Origin of the sequence: Paraburkholderia sp. FT54 (genome assembly GCF_031585635.1) — a bacterium.
GTDB lineage: Bacteria > Pseudomonadota > Gammaproteobacteria > Burkholderiales > Burkholderiaceae > Paraburkholderia.
The window spans coordinates 123,271-141,247 of sequence record NZ_CP134195.1 but is presented as its reverse complement, the minus strand read 5'-3'; the positions used below and the strand labels follow the sequence as shown (position 1 = coordinate 141,247).

The following is a 17,977-nucleotide window of genomic DNA, read 5'->3' as shown; positions in this document are numbered from 1 at the left end:
GTCTTCCTTAGATGATTTCCAGGTCGGCGCGCAGAGCGCCCGCCGCTTTCATCGCCTGCAGGATCGACATCAGATCCGCGGGCGTCGCACCCAATGCGTTGAGCGCCTTCACCACATCGGCAAGATTGGCGCCGGCGGACACCATCTTCAGTGCGCCGTTGTCCTGCTTCATCTGAATCTGCGACTGCCTGGCGGCCACCGTCTGACCGTTCGAGAATGGGCCTGGCTGGCTCACCACCGGCTGTGTATTGATCACGACCGAGAGGTTGCCGTGCGCCACCGCGCAGTTCTGCAGCGTGACCATCTGATTCATCACAATCGAGCCGGTGCGCGCGTTGAGGATCACCTTCGCGGCCGCTTGCGCCGGCTTGACGTCGAGATTCTGCAATTGCGCCATGAACGCGACCTGCTGCTCCGGATCGCTCGGCGCGCGCAGTTGAATCGTGCGGCCGTCGAGCGCGGTCGCCGTGCCGCCGCCGAACGCGTTGTTCACCGCGGCCACCACGCGCTGCGTGGTGTCGTAATCCATTTCGTTCAGGTCGAGCTGCATGGTGCCCGCTTGCGACACCGAGGTCGACACCGCGCGTTCGACGATCGCGCCGCCTGCGATGCGGCCCGCGGCCAACGTGTTCACCTGCACTCTGCTGCCGTTCGCGCTCGCGCCCGCGCCGCCGACCGCCAGATTGCCTTGGCCGAGCGCGTACACCTGGCCGTCGGCGCCCTTCAGCGGCGTGAGCAGCAGCGTGCCGCCGCGCAGGCTCTTCGCATTGCCGAGCGACGATACCGTCACGTCGATCGCTTCGCCCGGGCGAGCGAACGGCGGCAGCACCGCCGTCACCATCACCGCGGCGACGTTCTTCAACTGGATGTTCGACAGCGACGACTGCTGGTTGGTCGAGCCGGCCGCCTGGTTGTTGATCGAAATGCCGAGGTTCGCCAGCATGTTGGCGAGCGTTTGCGTGGTGAACGGCGTCTGCGTGGTCTGGTCGCCCGTGCCGTCCAGGCCAACGACGAGGCCATAGCCGATCAGCGGATTGTCGCGCACGCCCTGAATCTGCACGAGGTCCTTCAGACGTTCGGCATGAGCAGGCGTGGCCGCCGGCAGCGCCGCGCAGGCGAGCGCGACGAAGGCCAGCGCACGGCACAAACCGCTGAATCGCGCGAGACGGGTGCGGGAAAAGACGGTACGCATGATCACCACGGCGACACGTTGAGGAAGAAGCGCTGCAACCAGCCCATGTTCTCGGCTTCGTTGAGATAGCCCTTCGCTGAATATTCGATCTTCGCGTCGGCCACCTGGGTCGAGTACACGGCGTTCAGGTTAGAGATCGTGTTCGGATTCACCACGCCGGAGAAACGCACGAATTCATCGCCCTGGTTGATCAGCATCTGCTTTTCGCCGCTCACCATCAGGTTGCCGTTCGGCAGCACGCCCGTTACCGTCACGGTGATCGTGCCGTTAAACGTATTCGACGCGTTCGCGCCGCCCGTACCGTTGAACACGTTGGCGCCATTCGCGCTCAGATTGGCCTTGCCGAACAGGCCGGCAAGGAAGCCCGCGGTCGGCACGTTGATGTTGGTGCTGCCGGAGCGGTTCGCATTGGCGCCCGACGACTTGGTTGCGTTGACGTTTTCCTGAATCACGATGGTCAGGATGTCGCCGACATTGCGTGGCCGCTGGTCTTCGAACAGCGGCCGGCCTGCGTAACCCGGGTTGTAGATCGAGCCCGGCGATTGCGCCTGCGGCGGCATCGGCGGCAGCGCCGTCATCGGCTGCTGCGTGATCGGCTGCCTCGGCACGAGGCCGCAGCCACCCAGGGCCGCGAGCAGCGTGAGCTGCACGAGCGCCTGAGCGGTGCGCGAATGAACCGGATTACGAGTGAAGTGCGACATCTTGATTACTGCCTTTCGAGAAAACGCCGGCCTTAAACCTGCATCTGGCTCAGGGTCTGCAGCATCTGGTCGGAAGTCGTCACGGCCTTGCTGTTGATTTCGTAAGCGCGTTGCGTCTGGATCATGTTCACCAGTTCCTGCACCACGTTCACGTTGGATGCTTCCACGTAGCCCTGATTCAGCGTGCCGGCGCCGTTCAGGCCCGGTTGCGCGACGTTCGGCGCGCCCGACGAAGCGGTTTCCGCGAACAGGTTTTCACCCTTCGCATCGAGGCCGGCCGGGTTGATGAAAGTCGCGATCTGCATCGAGCCGAGCTGCTGGGTGTTGGTCGAGCCGGCCACGGTGATCGACACCACGCCGTCGCTGCCGATGGTGAGCGAGGTCGCGTTGTTCGGGATCGTGATCGCCGGGATCACCTGGTAGCCGCTCGAGGTCACGAGCTGCCCTTGCGCGTTGGTCTGGAACGAGCCGTCGCGGGTATAGGCGGTCGTGCCGTCGGGCATCTGCACCTGGAAAAAGCCCTGGCCGTTGATCGCGACGTCTTTCGAGTTGCCGGTCTGCTGCAGGTTGCCCTGCGTGTACAGACGTTCGGTGGCGACCTGCTGCACGCCTGTGCCGAGCTGGATGCCGGACGGCAGTTCGGTGTTCTGCGTCGAGTTCGCGCCCGGCTGGCGGATGGTCTGATACAGCAGATCCTCGAACACCGCGCGCGAACCCTTGAAGCCGTTGGTGCTGACGTTCGCGAGGTTGTTCGAGATCACGTCCATCTGCGCCTGTTGCGCATTCATGCCGGTCGCGGCGATGTAGAGTGAGCGATTCACAATTCTTCTCCTGGAAGTCCGGGCGAAGCCGGGGCAATCCGTTAGCTAAAGCTGAGCAGCTGGTTGGCGGACTGGTCGTTCTTGTCGGCGTTCTCCAGCAGCTTGGTCTGCATCTGGAACTGGCGCGCGTTGGTGATCATCGCGACCATCGCGCTGACCGGATTCACGTTGCTGCCCTCGAGCGAGGCCGGCGCCAGCGTGACGGTCGGGTCGGCGTCGGCGGCATTGCCGTCGCCGGTGCGAAACAGACCGTCGTCGCCGCGCGTCATGGTTTGCGGATCCGGATTCACCAGCTTCAGCTGATCGACGGTCACCACTGCCGTCGGCGGATCGCCCGGCGTCAGCGCGGACACCGTGCCGTCCTTGCCGATGGTGATTTCCGCGCCCGGCGGCACCGACACCGGGCCGCCGTTGCCGAGCACCACCTGATTGGTGGCGTTCACCAACTGGCCGTTTTCATCGACATGCAGATTGCCGGCGCGCGTATAGGCTTCGCCGCCGTCGGCGGTTTGCACCGCCAGCCAGCCCGGCCCCTGAATCGCCACGTCGAGCGGGTTGCCCGTCTGCTGGATCGGCCCGGGCGTGTAGTCCGCGCCCGGCGTCGACGACAGCACGAAAGTGCGGGTGGTGTCGTCGTTGATCGAACTGCCGTCGCCGAACGACATCGGCACGGCGCGGAAAGTCGCCAGTTGCGCGCGAAAACCGGTGGTCGATGCGTTGGCCAGGTTGTTCGCGACGATTGCCTGCTGTTCGAGCGCCTGCGTGCTGCCCGACATCGCGGTATAGATCAGCCGATCCATGATGGGTGGGTCCCGGTCGCTTACAGGTTGATCAGGGTCTGGTCGACGGTCTGCTGGGTCTTGATCGTCTGCGCGTTCGCTTGATAGTTGCGTTGCGCGGTGATCAGGTTCACCAGTTCGCTCGTCAGATCGACGTTCGAGTTTTCCACCGCGCCGCCTTGCAGCACGCCGTGGTTGGTCGAGCCCGGCGCCGAAATCTGCGCGACGCCCGATTGCGAGGTCTGCTGGAACTCGTTGTTGCCGAGGTCCACGAGACCGTTCTGGTTCGAGAAGTTCGCCAGCACGATCTGACCGAGTGCCGCGGTTTGCTGGTTCGAATAGTTGCCGGTCAGCGTGCCGTCGGCGCCGATCGTGAAGCTCGTCAGCGTGCCGGCGGCGTAGCCGTCGGGCTGCAGCGAGTTGACGCCGTCTTTGCCGCCGAACTGCGTCGTGCCGGCGATGTTCAGCGTCAGATTCTGCGGCGTCGACGAGCCGTCGGTAGTCGGGATCGAGAAGTTGAAGGCAAACGGCGTGGTGGTCGCGACACCGGCTGCGTTCGTCGTGCCGAGCAGCGTACCCGACGAGTTGAAGTTCGCGTGGCCGATCAGTTGCGCGGTGCCCGTCGAGGTGCCGGCATACACGTTCCACGTACCGGCCGAGGTCTTGGCGAAGTACATGTTGACCGTCTGCGAGCCGCCGAGCGAGTCGTACACCGTCGTGCTGGTCGAGTAGTTGTACGTCGACGAGCTGTTCTGATTGAACGCCACCGGGGTCGGCGCGATCGCGACGCTGTCGCCGGTCGCCGGCACGCCGTTGAACGTGATGGTCTGGCCGTTGCCGAGCGAGATCGCCGTGCCCGCCGTGTACGGCGCGGCGGCAGTCGTCGTGCCGAGCGTGGTGTCGGTGACCGTATAGGTCGTCGGGCTCGTGAAGTTGACGGTGTAGTTGTCGTTGTTCGTGCCCGAAGCGGTGTTCGTGACGGTCGGGCCGGGCGTCGTCAGCGTGCTGCCCGCGACGAGCGTCGGCGTGAAGGCCGGCGTGCCGAGCATCAGCGGATCCTGCGCGTTCAGGTTCAGGCCGGCGGCGATCTTGGTGGTCGGTTGCGGCGCGATGTTCGCGGTCGGCACGCTGAGCGGCACGGTCTGCGCGGTGTTGATGATGCCCGAGCTGTTCGCGGCGTAGCCCATCAGCTGCAGGCCTTGCGCGTTGGTGATGAAGCCGTTCTTGTCGAGCTGGAACACGCCGTTGCGCGAGTACACCAGCGAGCCGTTGTTGGACAGCTGGAAGAAACCGTTGCCGTTGATCGCGACGTCGAGCGCCTGGTTGGTGCTGGTGATCGTGCCTTGCGAGAACTGCTGCTGGACTTCGGCGAGCTTGGTGCCGATGCCGACCTGGTTGCCCACCGACGTCGCCACCGAATTGGCGTACATGTCGGCGAATTGCGCGGCGCCGCTCTTGAAGCCAACCGTATTCGCGTTGGCAATGTTGTTGCCGATCACGTCGAGGTCGCTCGACGATGCCGACAAACCGCTCAAACCTTGCTGGTAACCCATGACGGTCTCCGTATCTGGAAAGTCGTAGTTGACTGAATCTGAATCAGAGGATGGCGGCGACGCTGGTCAAGCCGACTGTCGAGCCGTTCGAGAGCACGAGGCCCGGCGCGCCGTTCTGCATGACGACGCTCTGCACCGTGGCGCCCGTGAGCGTGGTGGCCGTGGCCTGCTGACCGTTGATCGTGCCGACCGCGCTGATCGTGTAGGTGCCGTCGGGCAGCGTGGCGCCCGTCGTATCGGTCGGCGTCCAACCCACCGGAATCGTGCCGGCCGACTGCTTGCCGAGGTCGATCGTGTTGACGATCTGGCCGGCCGAGTTCTTCACGACCACTTGCAGATCGCCCACCGAGTTGGCGAGCTGCACGCCGAACGCGTCCGCCTTGCCGCTCGCGACCGACACCGAGCTGCCCGGCGCGAGCACGGTCGAGCCGATCAGCAGCGCGGCTTGCGACTGCTGGCCCGCCGACATCTGCGTGGCGAGCGAGCTGAGTGTCGTGTTCAACTGGCTGATGCCCGAGACCGTGTTGATCTGCGCCAGCTGGGAGGTCATCTGCGAGCTGTCCATCGGATTGGTCGGATCCTGGTTCTTCATCTGCGCGACGAGCAGTTGCAGAAAGGTGTTCTGCAGATCGGTCGCCGAGGTGCCGGACGTGCTGCCGGTCGAACTCGTGGAACTCGAGGCACTGTTCGTGCCGTTCATCGTATCGAGCAGCGTCTGCGACACGGTCGTGCCGCTGCTGCCGATGGTGGTGTTGGTGGTCAAGGAGCTCTCCTCAGGTTCCGATCGTGAGCGTTTTCAGCATCAGTGTCTTGGCGGTGTTCAGCGTCTCGACGTTGGCCTGGTACGAACGCGAGGCCGAGATCATGTTGACCATTTCCTGCACCGGATCGACGTTCGGCAACGTGACGTAGCCGTCCGCGTTCGCGGCCGGATTGCCGGGGTCGTAGGCGGTCTTCATCGGCGTCGGGTCGTCGACCACGCCGGTGACCTGCACGCCGCCGACCTGCTGGCCGGAAGCCGTGCGCGCGCCGCCGAGCGGGCTGACCGCGAACACGACCTGCTTGGCCTTGTACGGCTGGCCGTCCGGACCGGTCGTGCTGTCCGCGTTGGCGAGGTTCGACGCCGTCACGTTGAGCCGCTGCGACTGCGCCGACATTGCGGAGCCTGCAACACCAAAAATGTTCATTAAAGATGGCATGTTTTCCTGACCTCTCCTATGTCGGCCGGTGTTAGTGCTTCAGCACTTACTCCGGTCCCATGCAACGCAGTTGCACGGTTCGAACCGGCTTCAAGTTAATTCCCGTAGCGATTGTTCTTGCGTACTGCTGAGTCTGTCGGCGTGGCTTCTTACGAGCCCGACTGGATCGCCGACAGCATCGTTTTGATCTGGCCCGACAGCACCGTCATGCCCGATTCGAAGTGCAACGTGTTATCCGCGAACTGCACCCGCTCGGTATCGATGTCGACCGTGTTGCCGTCGAGCGCGGGTTGGGTCGGCACGCGGTATTGCAGATTGCCGTAGTCGTCGGACGTGCCGCCGGTCGGCGTCAGCGTCGACTTGCCGGCCATGTGGCCCGGCGCGGTCGCCGCCATCGACATGCCGCTCGTCACACCCGCGGGCTGCGTCATCGCCAGCGTCGAATTGTTCGACGCCGCGGTGCCGCTCGCGCCGGCGCTCTTCTTCAGCGCGCCGGCGAGCGACGAGGCGAAGTCGATATCGCGCGCCTTGTACCCAGGGGTATCGGCGTTGGCGATATTCGACGACAACAACTCCTGCCGGTAGGCGCGTACATCGAGCGCTTCACGGCCAAAGGCGAATTCGGCATCGAGTTTGTCCAGCATAAGAATCTCCGGAGAACGTTCCCGAGGCTTCCCGTGCACGCCTCGCATGAGGACTGCTCCAGGTGGGAAGACCTTTTTGCATGAGGTGCATCTTATGGGCCGAACGCAAGCGGCAATCGGACGAATAACCGGGAAAGGGGGCTTCTATTCAACGTTTGCGCAAAGGGGGCGCTCACTAGAATGCAAGGCGTACCGATGCATTCGATGGAGAAACACGATGGACCAGCCCACCTTCGATCCGACGCACCGCGCGAATGGCGCGGCGGCGCATCGCGTGGGTGCGGGCGCTGGCGTCGCACGGCGTGCTGCTCGCACGGCTTGGCGTCTCCTGATTCGCCTCGTCGTGAGCCTGACGGTGTGGGTCGCCGGCGGGATCGTGCTGTTGCCGGCCAGCACCCAGGCTCAGGAAGCCGGCGGCCCGATCGTGATTCCAGGTCCGGGCGAAAAAAATCCGGCCGCGCTCGCCGATCTGGCCGAACACATGCAGGCCGCGCCCGCGAAGCGCGCTGGTTCCGCTGCGACGCTGGCCGCGGCCACCGCGCAGTCGCTGACGCCGAATCCAACCGCGCGCGACGCCGATTCATTCACGCGCGCCGCCAATGCGAGCGGCTCGATCGTCATTCCGGGCGCGGGCGAACCGCCGGCCACGCCGCAAATGATCCGCACCAGCTTCCGGCCCGACGCCAATGGTGTCGTGACGATTCCGGCGCCGGGCAGCGGCAATGCCAATGCCAATGCCATGGACGGCGTCGCGAGAGTCAATGTCGTGCCGGGTTCGCGTCAGGCCGTGCCGGTCGTCGTCGCGCCCGCGCCGCAGATCAACAGCGCGCGCCAAGCCACAGGGGTCCAGCCGGTGGCCGCCAATGCGCCGCTCAATGCGGCGGCCGGGGCATCCGCGGTGGCAGGTTTCGACAGCCTGGCTTCGCGTGGTGAGCCGCCGCAGTTGGGTGCGAACGGCAAGCCGGTCGTGACGAAGGCAGTCGCCGCGCCGGCTCCGACGGTCGCACCGCCCGCACCGGCCACCATTGCCCGCATGCCGGCGGCTCGGCAAGTCGCACCCGCCGTCGCGCAACAGAATCTGCGGCCCGCGACGCTTGCGCCAGCCGCGCCGCTGCCCGGCCAGCAGGACGCGGAAGCAATCCGCAGCGCCGCGCTCGCATTCCTGCAGCAGCAGTCCGCCGGCTTGCCCGGCAAGGTCGACATCACCGTGGCGCCGGCGTTTCCGCGCGGCCTCGCGGCTTGCACGATGCTTGAGCCGTTCATGCCGAGCGGCGCGCGCCTGTGGGGCCGCATGACCGTCGGCGTGCGCTGCGCGGGCGAGCGTCCGTGGACCATTTATCTGCAGGCGCGCATCTCGCTGCACGCCACCTACTATCTGGCCGCCCGCGCAATGGCGCCGGGTGAAGTGCTCACCGCCGCCGACCTCGTCGCGCGCGACGGCGACCTGACCGGCTTGCCGCAGGCGATCGTCACGGATCCCTCACAGGCGGTCGGCTCGGTCACGCTCACGCGCGTCGCCGGCGGCATGCCGCTGCGCCGCGACATGTTGAAAAGCGCGTCGGCGGTGTCGATCGGACAAACGGTGCGGGTCGTGGCGGCCGGCGAAGGTTTCGCGATTTCGGCCGAAGGCAGCGCAATGAACAACGCGTCGCCGGGCCAGCAGGTGCGGGTCAAGACGGCCAACGGCCAGATCATTTCCGGCGTCGTGAAAGACGGCTCGACCGTGGAGATTCAGCTATGAACCGCGGCGGCGCGCGCGCCATGACGGGTCCCCGCGCGACGCCCGTCCCGGCGGGCGCAAGCGGCGCGGCGGGAAGCACAGACATCAGAGCTGTCAAAGGGCCGGATCGGCGTGGAAGACAAGGCAAAACCTGGAGCGATTGCGCTAAAGTTTTGATCAACGGTTGCCGTTATCAGGATCAAATCGTTCAGGAAGCCAATCGTGAAAGTCGATTCCACAACCAATTCGAATCTGCCGACGTTGAAAGACGCTCTGTCCCGCTCGCAGCAAGGCGAAGCGGCGAGCGCGAACAGCAACGCGCAGAGCGCGGGCACGGCCTCGCAGACCACCACCAGCAGCGGGTCGGGCGACGCCAGCGTCAGCCTGTCGGGTCTGTCGCAGCATCTGCGCAGCCTCGCGGCGTCCGGCTCGGCGGACATCGACACGGCGCACGTCGAGTCGATCAAGCAGGCCATCAAGGACGGCTCGCTGAAGATCGATTCCGGCAAGATCGCCGACGGCGTGCTGAACACCGCGCGCGAACTGTTGCAAAGCAAAACCTCGTCGGCCGGCAACTGATCGACGCATCGAAGTACGGTGAAGTGCCGGGCGACGTTCGACAAACCCGGCTCGCGGATCATGCGCGAGCCGTCGTGTTCAGCGAGTTGTTGAGATGAAAGACGCCCTGCTTGCCACCCTCATCGAAGAATATTCGGCCGTCGAAGCGTTTGCCTCGATTCTGACGCTCGAAACCAAGGCGTTGACCGCCTTGTCGCCGCTGGAATTGCTGCCGCCGATCGTCGAGAAGAAAACCGAACTGATCGGCGCGCTCGCCAAGCTCGAAGCCACGCGTGACGGGCTACTCGGCGAAATGGGCTTTCCGGCCGGCTGGCCCGGCATGGAGTTCGCGGCCAGCAGCGACGCGCGCGTCGCCGAGCAATGGTCGCTGCTGCAGAAAGCCGCCGAACGCGCGCGCCGCTGCAATAGCAGCAACGGTGAACTGATTCGCGTGCGGATGGACTACAACCAGCGGGCGCTGACGGCGCTGCAGGTGGCCGTGCCGCAAAAGGTCGGTTTTTATGGTCCGGATGGCCGGATTCCGGCGCGTCCCGCCGTATAGAGTTTGTCGCTGGACCCGCATGGCCTGACGTGCGGATCCAGCCGTTTCCGGTGTATTGAAAAGGGCTCGTCTGTTGACGAGCCCTTTTTGCTTTTCAGGGCCGCCCTGCGGGCGCGTCTCGCTCCTTCATCCAGGCGTTAGCCATCCGGCCAGGTGGCGCGGATTGCCCAGCCGCGTTGAAATCACTGCTTCCCCCTTACTGAGTCGCTCCACCGTCCCAGGCTTTTTTAAGGCCGTCCGGACGAGCATCAGCGGAGTGCTGTCTACTAGCGAGGTTGTGTAATGGTGTGTATGATTCGAGGAGTGCAGTATGAAAAGTGCCGAGGTCGTGAAACTCATTCAGGCGGCGGGTTGGCGGCTGGTCCGTGTATCGGGCAGCCATCGTCATTATCGTCACGCGGCAAGAGCCGGGCTCGTGACCATCCCGCATCCAAAGAAAGATCTTCCGCCCGGCACGTTGAACAGCATCCTGAAACAGGCGGGCCTGAAATGAAAAACCTGATTTTCCCGATCGCCATTGAATCGGGCGACGCGGACCACGCGTTCGGCGTCATCGTGCCGGACATTCCGGGTTGTCATGCGGCGGGCGATACGCTGGAAGAAGCCTATGCGAATGCGAAAGAAGCGATCGAAGCGCATCTGGATGTGCTGCTCGACGAGGGCTTGCCGATCCCCGGCCGGCTCACGTTAGAGAAGCATCGACAAAATCCCGAGTACGCGGGTTTCGCGTGGGGGTTCGTCGCGACTCGGAATATTCCCGCCTTGAAGAAGGCGGTGCGTATCAATATCTCGCTGCCCGAAGTGCTGGTCCATGAGATCGACACTTATGCCCAGACTCGCGGCATGTCGCGCTCTGCCTTCCTGGCGCTGGCCGCGGAACATGAAATGGCCGATGCATGAAGCGGGCGGAGGTTCAAGGCCGCCGTTATAAGGGCGATTGGTTCGCGCGGTGAAGCACTGAACGCGCGCGTCAGGTCGCCTCGGCGTTTGCCCAGGCCATCTCACGCAAGCGCGTGCGCAAACGGGCCACGGCCTGGCTGTGCAACTGGCACACCCGCGATTCGCTGACTTCCATCACCGCGCCGATTTCGCGCAGGTTCATGCCGCGCTCGTAGTACAACGACATCAGGAGCTTCTCGCGGTCCGGCAGGCGGTCAATGGCATCCACCAGCGCCGAGCGCAGGCTGTCGTCGAGCAGCGCCGACAACGGGTCCGAGTGATCGACGCAGTAGCGGTCGAGAAACGGCTCGTCGTCCGCCGAACGGTCGAAGTCTTCGTAATAGATCAGCTGGCTGCCGTGCAGATCCTGCAGCATCGACTGATACTCGTCGAGCGGCATTTGCAGATGCTCGGCGATCTCCGTTTCGCTCGCCGAACGGCCCAGATTCTGCTCCACCTTGTGCACGGCCGTTTCCACTTCACGCGAGGTGCGCCGCAAGCTGCGCGGCAACCAGTCGTTGCTGCGCAACTCGTCGAGCATTGCGCCGCGAATCCGCTGGCTGGCGTAGGTCTCGAACTGCGCGCCCTGGTCTTCCTTGTAGCGGCCTGCCGCGTCCAGCAGTCCGATCATGCCGGCCTGGATCAGATCGTCGAGATCGACGCTCGCCGGCATCTTGGCGACGAGCTGCAAGCCGAGGCGACGCACGAGCGGTGCGTACTTCGTCAGAACTTCGGCTTGGGAAATCTTTCCCTGAGCGTTATACATCGTGCTCCCCTTGTCCTTGTGCCGCTCTAGGCGTGCTGCGCAGACGGTTGGTCGGCGTGTTGCGCCGCTGTAACTGTCGCGGGCGCCATCCACGGCGTTTGCGACGACATCGCTGGCCGCATCGGCCAGTACTGCAATTGGGCGGCGAGTTGCCGGAAGTCGCGAGCAGCGGGTGTCGACGGAAACGCATCGACGACACAACGCGACAACTCCAGGGCTCGCGCCACGCGCGCATCGGCGGCAATACAACCAGCGTCCTCCAGCGCTACCGTCAGATAGCGCCCGGCCACGCCGGCCAGGTTGGCAAACGCGGTATGCGCGTCGTTCACGCTCTGCACATGGTTCACCAGCACGCGGAACTGCGCGATGGCGTGCGCATAGTGCAGGCGCTTCATGCATGCGTACGCGTCGGTGATCGCCTGCGCGGCCATGCGCGTAACGATCATCACGTCGTGCGCCTGCATTGCGAGCGCCGATAGGTGCACTTGAGGATCGAGTTGGGCGTCGATCAGCACGACGTCGGCGGAGCCGCGCAACAGCACGCCGAACTCCGCGGCCGTGTGGCCTTCCCGGTGCGCACGCGAGGCGGCCAACACCGAGAAGCCGAGCGCGTGCCGCGCGGCGGCATCGTCGAGCGTCATCTCGCCGCGCATCACGGCAGCGAAATTGGCTGCGCCGCGCACGCCGCCGAGCATCGCGCTCACCGACTTCTCGCCGAGGCATTCGTCGATCACCAGCACGTCCTTACCCTGCTGCGCCAGCGCCGCGGCGAGGTTCACCACCGTGGTCGTCGAGCCGACACCGGCCGAGCCGCTCGTCACCGCAATCACGCGCGAGCTGCTGCGAGCCAACATCCGCCGCAGTCCTTCTGCCTGATCCGGAATGAGCTTATCCAAAGCGGACCTCGTGCAATTCGGCCGTGGAACGCGCGGACAGTGCGGACAGCAAAGCCGGAATGTCGTCGTCGTGAGGCACGAATGGCGAGTTGTCGCGCGGTATGCAGAACGCGCTCTTGATCAGGAATTTTCTGGTCGCGACGTACAGATTCTCCGGCACCTTCTGGCCGGTCGACACGTAGTGCACCGGCAGCTTGTAGCGGATCACCGTATCGAGCACGCCGCCGAGATTGGTGGCTTCGTCGAGCTTGGTCAGAATGCAGCCGGCGAGCGGCTGCTGGTCCGGCGCGCGCTGATAGGCCTGCACGACTTCGTTGAGCGTGTCGCCGTGGCTGGTTGCGTTGAGCAGCAACAGGCGCTGCACCGGCTGGCCGGCGTGGCACAGCATCGCGATCTGGTCGGAGACGAGGCGGTCGCGCTGGCTCATGCCGATCGTGTCGATCAGCACGATGTGCTTGTTGCGCAATTCGGAGAGCGCGAGCTGCAGGTCGGCGCCGTCTTTCACCGCGTGCACCGACACGCCGAGAATCTTGCCGAAGATGCGCAGTTGTTCGTGGCCGCCGATCCGGTAGCTGTCGGTGGTGAGCAGCGCGACCTTGCTGGCGCCGAAACGCATCACACAACGCGCGGCGAGCTTGGCGGTGGTCGTCGTCTTGCCGACACCCGTCGGGCCCATCAGCGCGAACACGCCGCCGCGCTCCATCAGCGAGTCTTCGTCCTCCATCACCGGCAGGTTCGAATCGAGCACCGAGCGGACCCAGTCCATGCCGTCTTCCATGTTCTCGACGTCGTCCGGCAGGTTGTCGACCATCATCTGCACGAGCTGCGCGGAGAATCCGGCGGCGAACAGATGCTTGGTGAGCGAGGCGCGCACCGGATTACGGCGCTGGCGCTCGCCCCACAGCAGGCCGGCGAAGTGTTCTTCCATCATCCCGCGCATCGACGACAGTTCGCTCATCACGGTGTCGTTGACGACCTGCTCCATGCGCGTCTTGATCGCTTCGGCGACTGAAGCGGGCGTGCGGGCGTCGTCGTTCGGGGACGGCGGCGGTGCGTTCTTCTGCGCGGCGCGACGCGCGGCGACTTGCGCGCCTTCACGCGCCCAGTCGGGCGTATCGACGGCTTGCGGCGCGGCGGCCTTGCCCGGTTCGACGGCCGCGCCGAGACCCCTGGCCGTTGCAGCCGCCGGCGTCATCGCGGCGGGACGCGCGCTATATGCGCCTTGCTGCTGCTGTTCGGCAGCAATGCGGCGCGCGTGGTCGATCAGCCACGGATTCGATTCGGCCATCGTGCGCGGCGTCTGCGCGTCGGCGCTCGGCGCGGCAGGCGCAGCCGGCACGCCGGCCGCTTTGGACAGATCGGCGCGGATGTCTTCGTTCAGACGTGAGGCTGCGGCACGGGCACTCGGTTGCTCGAGGCTGGCCGGCTTCGACGGCGATGCTGCGGCCGCCTTGGCCGGTGCGGCAGGCGACGCCTTGGGCGTGCCCGGCAATGCGGCCTTCGGCGCGCTCGCGGCCGGCTTCATGACGGCGGCCGGTGCGTCGCTCGCGTCATCGTCGGCGTGGCTGGAATTGGCGTGGGCCGCGCTGTTGCCCGAATTCTCCGCGCCGGCTTCCGGGCTTGCGCCGAACACCGACGAGAACACATCGGGCATGCCGCTCGCATACGGATTCGCCTGCATCGTCGATGCAGCCGGCATGGCGCGCGGGGCGACCAATGCGTGGTGTCCAGCCGTGGCATTCATCGGCCCAGCCTGCGGTGCGCCGGCGCTTGCGCGCGGAACCTTCGGCGTGATGGCGGCGAGGTCGCTGTCGGCCAGTGCGACGATCTCGACGCTGCCGTCGTCCATCGTGCGATTGGACAGTACGACGGCATCCGCACCCAGCGCTTCGCGCACGAGACGCAGCGCATCACGACTGGTAGCACCGACAAATTTACGAATGTTCAAGCTGGACCCCCGATGAGGTAAACGGACTAACGGACCGGCAACATACCGCTTCCCATTGAGGCCATTATTGCGAAACCTGTCGGGTCACGATCGATGGATAAAGACCGTTAAACGTGGGCAATTCGGGCGATGGAAACACGTTGCAAGTCACGCGCGCGGCGGTATTAAACTTCCCTTTTCGATGCGCGCGGCGGTGCTTTCGCAGACGCGGCATGGACTGCGCCGTCTGCTTGCGGCATGAAAAGTCAGGCGCCGAAATGAAAACCGGCGCTCGATGGGCGCCGGCAAGAGACATCAGCCAGAAGCAGGCCGCGGTGAGTTCGGCGCGTCAGCCGTGCGCGCCGATCAGATTCACCACCTTGATATTGCGCGTGTCGGGGACTTCCGCATACGACAGCACCTTCAGCTGCGGCAGGCTGCGGCGCAGGAAGCGCGCAAGCATCGGCCGCAGTGCATGCTGCACCAGCAGCACGGGCGCGAGCCCGAGGTTCTGCTGACGCGTCATCGCCTTCTGGGTTTCGTTGAGCAGCGTATGCGCGAGGCCCGGCTCGAGACCCGGATTGGCGCCGGTCGAGAGCGCCTGCGAGAGCACCCGTTCGAGATTCGAATCGAGGCCCATCACCTGCATATCGCCGACGCCCGGGAACCATTGCTGCGTGATCGCGCGACCCAGCGCGAGGCGCACGGCGGCGGTGAGATCGTGCGCGTCGGTGATCTTCGGCGTGTGTTCGGAGAGCGCTTCGAGGATCGTGCGCATGTCGCGAATCGGCACGCCTTCTTCCAGCAGGTTTTGCAGCACCTTTTGCAGCGTGGTGAGCGGCAGCGACTTCGGCACCAGGTCGTCGACGAGCGACGGCGTGTCCTTCTGCATCCGTTCGAGCAGCGCCTGTACTTCGCGGCGGCCGAGCAGTTCCGACGCGTGCGTGACCACGAGATGGTTCAGGTGCGTCGCCACCACCGTGCTCGAATCGACCACCGTGTAACCGTACACCTGCGCCTGTTCGCGCAGGTTCGTGTCGATCCAGATGGCCGGCAAACCGAACGCGGGGTCTTGCGTCGGCGTGCCCGGCAGCGCGGCGGAGACCTGGCCCGGATTGATCGCCAGCCACTGACCCGGATACGCTTCGCCGACGCCCACTTCGACGCCCTTGAGCGCAATGCGATAGCCGTTCGGCCGCAATTCCAGGTTGTCACGAATATGAATGACCGGCGGCAGAAAGCCGATCTCCTGCGCGAACTTCTTGCGGATGCTCTTGATCCGCTTGAGCAGTTCGCCGTCCGAGTTCTTGTCGACGAGCGGAATCAGCCGGTAGCCGACTTCGAGGCCGAGCGTGTCGATCATCGTCACGTCGTCCCAGCTCGCTTCGGTGTTTTCGACCGGCGCCATCGCGGCCGGTGCGACATCGACGAGCGCCGTCGTGTTCTTGCGTTCCTCGGCGCGCTTTTTCATCGTGCGGCCAAGCTGGATCAGACCGCCGCCGAGAATCAGAAACGCGAAGTGCGGCATGCCAGGAATCAGGCCCATCAGCACGAGAATGCAGCCGGTGATGATCAGCACGCGTGGATTCGTGAACAGCTGGCCGGTGAGCTGCGTGCCGATGTCTTCATTGGTCGCGACGCGCGAAACGATCACGCCGGCCGCCGTCGAAATCACCAGCGACGGGATCTGCGCGACGAGGCCGTCACCGATCGTCAGCAGCGTGTAGTTCTTGCCCGCGGACGCGAAGTCCATGCCGTGCTGGACCATCCCGACAATCAAGCCGCCGAGAATGTTGATCACCATGATCAGCAGACCGGCGATCGCGTCGCCGCGCACGAACTTGCTCGCGCCGTCCATCGAGCCGTAGAACTCGGCTTCCTGCGCGACTTCCATGCGACGCTTGCGCGCCTGTTCTTCGTTGATGAGGCCGGCATTCAGGTCGGCGTCGATCGCCATCTGCTTGCCGGGCATCGCATCGAGTGTGAAGCGCGCGGAGACTTCCGCGATCCGCCCCGCGCCCTTGGTGATCACCATGAAGTTGATCACCATCAAAATGACAAAGACGACGATACCGACCGCGAAGTTGCCACCCACGAGGAAGTGGCCGAACGACTCGATCACCTGGCCGGCCGCGTCCGGACCGGTGTGGCCTTCGAGCAGCACGACCCGCGTGGACGCCACGTTCAGCGAGAGGCGCAGCAACGTCGAGAACAGCAGCACGCTCGGGAACGCGGCAAAGTCGAGCGGCTTCATCGTGTACATGCTGACCAGCAGCACCATCACCGAGAGCGCGATGTTGAAAGTGAACAGCAGGTCGAGCAGGAACGGCGGCAACGGCAAAATCATCATGCCGAGGATCATGCAGATCAGCACCGGCCCGGCGAGGGCGCGCAAATTGGTGCCGCTCAACGCATCCGGCCGTCGAGCGAGGAAACCGGCGCGGGCGTTCATGCGGAAGCTCCTGAAGCGTCGTCGTTATCTGGGTTGGTAGCGGGGTTGAGCGTGTCGGCGGCTTCCTGGTCGGCTTCGTCATCCGATACACCGCCCTTGTCGAATTCCGCGGGCACGTCGAGTTCGGTTGGCGCGAGCGGCACGTCGCCGCCTTCGGCCTTGAAGCGCCGCAACTGATACACCCACGCGAGCACTTCGGCGACCGCGCTATACAGCGGGCCCGGAATCTCGCGGTCCAGTTCCACGTTGTGATACAGCGCCCGCGCGAGCGGCGGCGCTTCCAGCAACGGCACGTTGTTTTCGGCCGCGATTGCGCGAATCCGCGCCGCCACCAGGTTCACGCCCTTGGCGACGACCTTCGGCGCGCGCATCTCGCCGTCGGTGTATTGCAGCGCCACGGCGAAGTGCGTCGGGTTGGTCACCACCACGTCGGCCTTCGGCACGTTGGTCATCATGCGGCGCCGGGCAATCGCGCGCTGCTGCTGGCGAATCCGGCCTTTGACGTGTGGATCGCCTTCGCTTTCGCGGTGTTCGCGCTTCACTTCTTCCTTCGTCATGCGCAGCTTCTTGTGGAATTGCCACAGTTGATACGGCACATCCATCGCGGCGACGACGAACATGCCCGCCACCGTCATGCCGCAGCACACTGCGATCAGATGCACGGTGTTGGCGAGCGCGAGCTGCAGCGGCTGGGTCGCCAGCGCGAGAATCTCTTCGCGGCGATTCCAGATCGCCGTGCCGCCGATCCCGCCCACCACCAGCGTCTTCGCGAGCGACATGCCGAGCTGGATCGGTCCGTTGATCGAAAATATCTTGCCGAGGCCGGCGATCGGATTGAGGCGGTTGAACTTCGGTTCGAGGCCTTTTGCCGACAGCTGCCAGCCGCCCAGCGCCATCGGCGCAAGCAGCGCGGCCGCGCCGGTGAAGGCGAGAACCGGCAGCAGCGCGTAAAGCCCTTCGCGGCCCGCCACGCCGGCGCCGATCAACATGCGGCGGGTTTCGAAGGCGCCGGCGCGATCGAACGTGAAGGCCGCGCGCAGCATGTCCTGCAAATGTTCGCCGATGCTGCCGGACATCCCCCATACGCCGAAGAATCCCGCCGCCAGCAGCGCAAACGTGGACAGCTCCCGCGAACGCACGATCTGCCCTTCCTCGCGCGCCTTCTGCAGGCGCCGGGGAGTGGCTGATTCGGTTTTTTCGAGGTCGCTATCCTCTGCCACAAAAGCTCTCCAGTCGGCTGAGGCACGGCGCCTCTTTCCAGTGAGAGC

The 17,977-nt window shown here is 64.9% G+C and carries 18 protein-coding genes; 5 read left to right on the top strand and 13 right to left on the bottom strand.

What is annotated here, in order from left to right:
* Positions 1-7: 7 nt before the first annotated feature.
* From RI103_RS00625 to flgB, 8 genes are all read right to left on the bottom strand, one after another.
* A complete protein-coding gene (locus RI103_RS00625) occupies positions 8-1,192 on the bottom strand; it encodes a flagellar basal body P-ring protein FlgI (RefSeq protein WP_310813578.1) in 1,185 nt (394 codons plus the stop codon).
* A gap of 2 nt (positions 1,193-1,194) precedes the next feature.
* On the bottom strand, positions 1,195-1,893 hold the full coding sequence (flgH, locus tag RI103_RS00620; RefSeq protein ID WP_310813577.1) for a flagellar basal body L-ring protein FlgH: 699 nt from the start codon (positions 1,891-1,893) through the stop codon (positions 1,195-1,197).
* A gap of 32 nt (positions 1,894-1,925) precedes the next feature.
* Positions 1,926-2,714 carry a flagellar basal-body rod protein FlgG gene (flgG, locus tag RI103_RS00615; RefSeq protein ID WP_179735001.1) on the bottom strand — a complete coding sequence of 263 codons (789 nt, stop codon included), beginning with the start codon at positions 2,712-2,714 and terminating at the stop codon, positions 1,926-1,928.
* A gap of 41 nt (positions 2,715-2,755) precedes the next feature.
* Positions 2,756-3,514: a flagellar basal-body rod protein FlgF gene (gene flgF, locus RI103_RS00610; RefSeq protein ID WP_310813576.1), complete on the bottom strand. Its 759-nt coding sequence runs from the start codon at positions 3,512-3,514 to the stop codon at positions 2,756-2,758.
* Between the two features lie 20 nt (positions 3,515-3,534).
* Positions 3,535-5,046: a flagellar hook protein FlgE gene (locus tag RI103_RS00605; RefSeq protein WP_310813575.1), complete on the bottom strand. Its 1,512-nt coding sequence runs from the start codon at positions 5,044-5,046 to the stop codon at positions 3,535-3,537.
* A 43-nt stretch (positions 5,047-5,089) separates the two neighbouring features.
* Entirely contained in the window at positions 5,090-5,809 is a 720-nt protein-coding gene (locus RI103_RS00600; protein ID WP_310813574.1) for a flagellar hook assembly protein FlgD, read from the bottom strand.
* A 10-nt stretch (positions 5,810-5,819) separates the two neighbouring features.
* Entirely contained in the window at positions 5,820-6,245 is a 426-nt protein-coding gene (gene flgC, locus RI103_RS00595) for a flagellar basal body rod protein FlgC (RefSeq protein ID WP_007179953.1), read from the bottom strand.
* A gap of 149 nt (positions 6,246-6,394) precedes the next feature.
* Positions 6,395-6,889: a flagellar basal body rod protein FlgB gene (gene flgB, locus RI103_RS00590; protein ID WP_310813573.1), complete on the bottom strand. Its 495-nt coding sequence runs from the start codon at positions 6,887-6,889 to the stop codon at positions 6,395-6,397.
* A gap of 217 nt (positions 6,890-7,106) precedes the next feature.
* Here flgB and flgA point away from each other — a divergent pair, with 217 nt between their 5' ends.
* The 5 genes from flgA to RI103_RS00565 all read left to right on the top strand — a co-directional run bounded on the left by flgA (position 7,107) and on the right by RI103_RS00565 (position 10,629).
* Positions 7,107-8,630, top strand: a complete 1,524-nt coding sequence (gene flgA, locus RI103_RS00585; RefSeq protein ID WP_310813572.1) for a flagellar basal body P-ring formation chaperone FlgA — start codon at positions 7,107-7,109, stop codon at positions 8,628-8,630.
* Between the two features lie 201 nt (positions 8,631-8,831).
* Positions 8,832-9,188 carry a flagellar biosynthesis anti-sigma factor FlgM gene (gene flgM, locus RI103_RS00580; RefSeq protein WP_310813571.1) on the top strand — a complete coding sequence of 119 codons (357 nt, stop codon included), beginning with the start codon at positions 8,832-8,834 and terminating at the stop codon, positions 9,186-9,188.
* A 94-nt stretch (positions 9,189-9,282) separates the two neighbouring features.
* Positions 9,283-9,729, top strand: coding sequence for a flagellar protein FlgN (locus RI103_RS00575; protein ID WP_310813570.1), 447 nt, complete (start codon positions 9,283-9,285; stop codon positions 9,727-9,729).
* A 310-nt stretch (positions 9,730-10,039) separates the two neighbouring features.
* Positions 10,040-10,222: a type II toxin-antitoxin system HicA family toxin gene (locus tag RI103_RS00570; protein WP_310813569.1), complete on the top strand. Its 183-nt coding sequence runs from the start codon at positions 10,040-10,042 to the stop codon at positions 10,220-10,222.
* Positions 10,219-10,629: a type II toxin-antitoxin system HicB family antitoxin gene (locus tag RI103_RS00565; protein ID WP_310813568.1), complete on the top strand. Its 411-nt coding sequence runs from the start codon at positions 10,219-10,221 to the stop codon at positions 10,627-10,629. The genes RI103_RS00570 and RI103_RS00565 overlap by 4 nt, the downstream gene beginning before the upstream one ends.
* Before the next feature lie 70 nt (positions 10,630-10,699).
* Here RI103_RS00565 and RI103_RS00560 read toward each other — a convergent pair whose 3' ends face one another.
* The 5 genes from RI103_RS00560 to flhB form a co-directional block, all read right to left on the bottom strand.
* Positions 10,700-11,434 carry an RNA polymerase sigma factor FliA gene (locus tag RI103_RS00560; protein WP_310813567.1) on the bottom strand — a complete coding sequence of 245 codons (735 nt, stop codon included), beginning with the start codon at positions 11,432-11,434 and terminating at the stop codon, positions 10,700-10,702.
* A gap of 26 nt (positions 11,435-11,460) precedes the next feature.
* The gene (locus RI103_RS00555) at positions 11,461-12,330 is read right to left on the bottom strand and encodes an AAA family ATPase (RefSeq protein ID WP_310813566.1); all 870 of its coding nucleotides are present in this window, start codon (positions 12,328-12,330) and stop codon (positions 11,461-11,463) included.
* Entirely contained in the window at positions 12,323-14,278 is a 1,956-nt protein-coding gene (gene flhF, locus RI103_RS00550; protein WP_310813565.1) for a flagellar biosynthesis protein FlhF, read from the bottom strand. The genes RI103_RS00555 and flhF overlap by 8 nt, the downstream gene beginning before the upstream one ends.
* A 328-nt stretch (positions 14,279-14,606) precedes the next feature.
* The gene (gene flhA / locus RI103_RS00545) at positions 14,607-16,709 is read right to left on the bottom strand and encodes a flagellar biosynthesis protein FlhA (RefSeq protein WP_310813564.1); all 2,103 of its coding nucleotides are present in this window, start codon (positions 16,707-16,709) and stop codon (positions 14,607-14,609) included.
* Positions 16,706-17,929, bottom strand: a complete 1,224-nt coding sequence (flhB, locus tag RI103_RS00540) for a flagellar biosynthesis protein FlhB (protein WP_310813563.1) — start codon at positions 17,927-17,929, stop codon at positions 16,706-16,708. The genes flhA and flhB overlap by 4 nt, the downstream gene beginning before the upstream one ends.
* Positions 17,930-17,977: the final 48 nt, after the last annotated feature.

Bases quoted from the DNA above. Each gene is read 5' to 3' on its own strand.
- flgC (WP_007179953.1), bottom strand. From the start codon at position 6,245: ATGCCATCTTTAATGAACATTTTTGGTGTTGCAGGCTCCGCAATGTCG.
- flhA (WP_310813564.1), bottom strand. From the start codon at position 16,709: ATGAACGCCCGCGCCGGTTTCCTCGCTCGACGGCCGGATGCGTTGAGC.
- flgA (WP_310813572.1), top strand. From the start codon at position 7,107: ATGGACCAGCCCACCTTCGATCCGACGCACCGCGCGAATGGCGCGGCG.
- flgB (WP_310813573.1), bottom strand. From the start codon at position 6,889: ATGCTGGACAAACTCGATGCCGAATTCGCCTTTGGCCGTGAAGCGCTC.
- RI103_RS00625 (WP_310813578.1), bottom strand. From the start codon at position 1,192: ATGCGTACCGTCTTTTCCCGCACCCGTCTCGCGCGATTCAGCGGTTTG.
- RI103_RS00575 (WP_310813570.1), top strand. From the start codon at position 9,283: ATGAAAGACGCCCTGCTTGCCACCCTCATCGAAGAATATTCGGCCGTC.
- flgF (WP_310813576.1), bottom strand. From the start codon at position 3,514: ATGGATCGGCTGATCTATACCGCGATGTCGGGCAGCACGCAGGCGCTC.
- RI103_RS00605 (WP_310813575.1), bottom strand. From the start codon at position 5,046: ATGGGTTACCAGCAAGGTTTGAGCGGTTTGTCGGCATCGTCGAGCGAC.
- RI103_RS00565 (WP_310813568.1), top strand. From the start codon at position 10,219: ATGAAAAACCTGATTTTCCCGATCGCCATTGAATCGGGCGACGCGGAC.
- flgH (WP_310813577.1), bottom strand. From the start codon at position 1,893: ATGTCGCACTTCACTCGTAATCCGGTTCATTCGCGCACCGCTCAGGCG.
- RI103_RS00570 (WP_310813569.1), top strand. From the start codon at position 10,040: ATGAAAAGTGCCGAGGTCGTGAAACTCATTCAGGCGGCGGGTTGGCGG.
- RI103_RS00560 (WP_310813567.1), bottom strand. From the start codon at position 11,434: ATGTATAACGCTCAGGGAAAGATTTCCCAAGCCGAAGTTCTGACGAAG.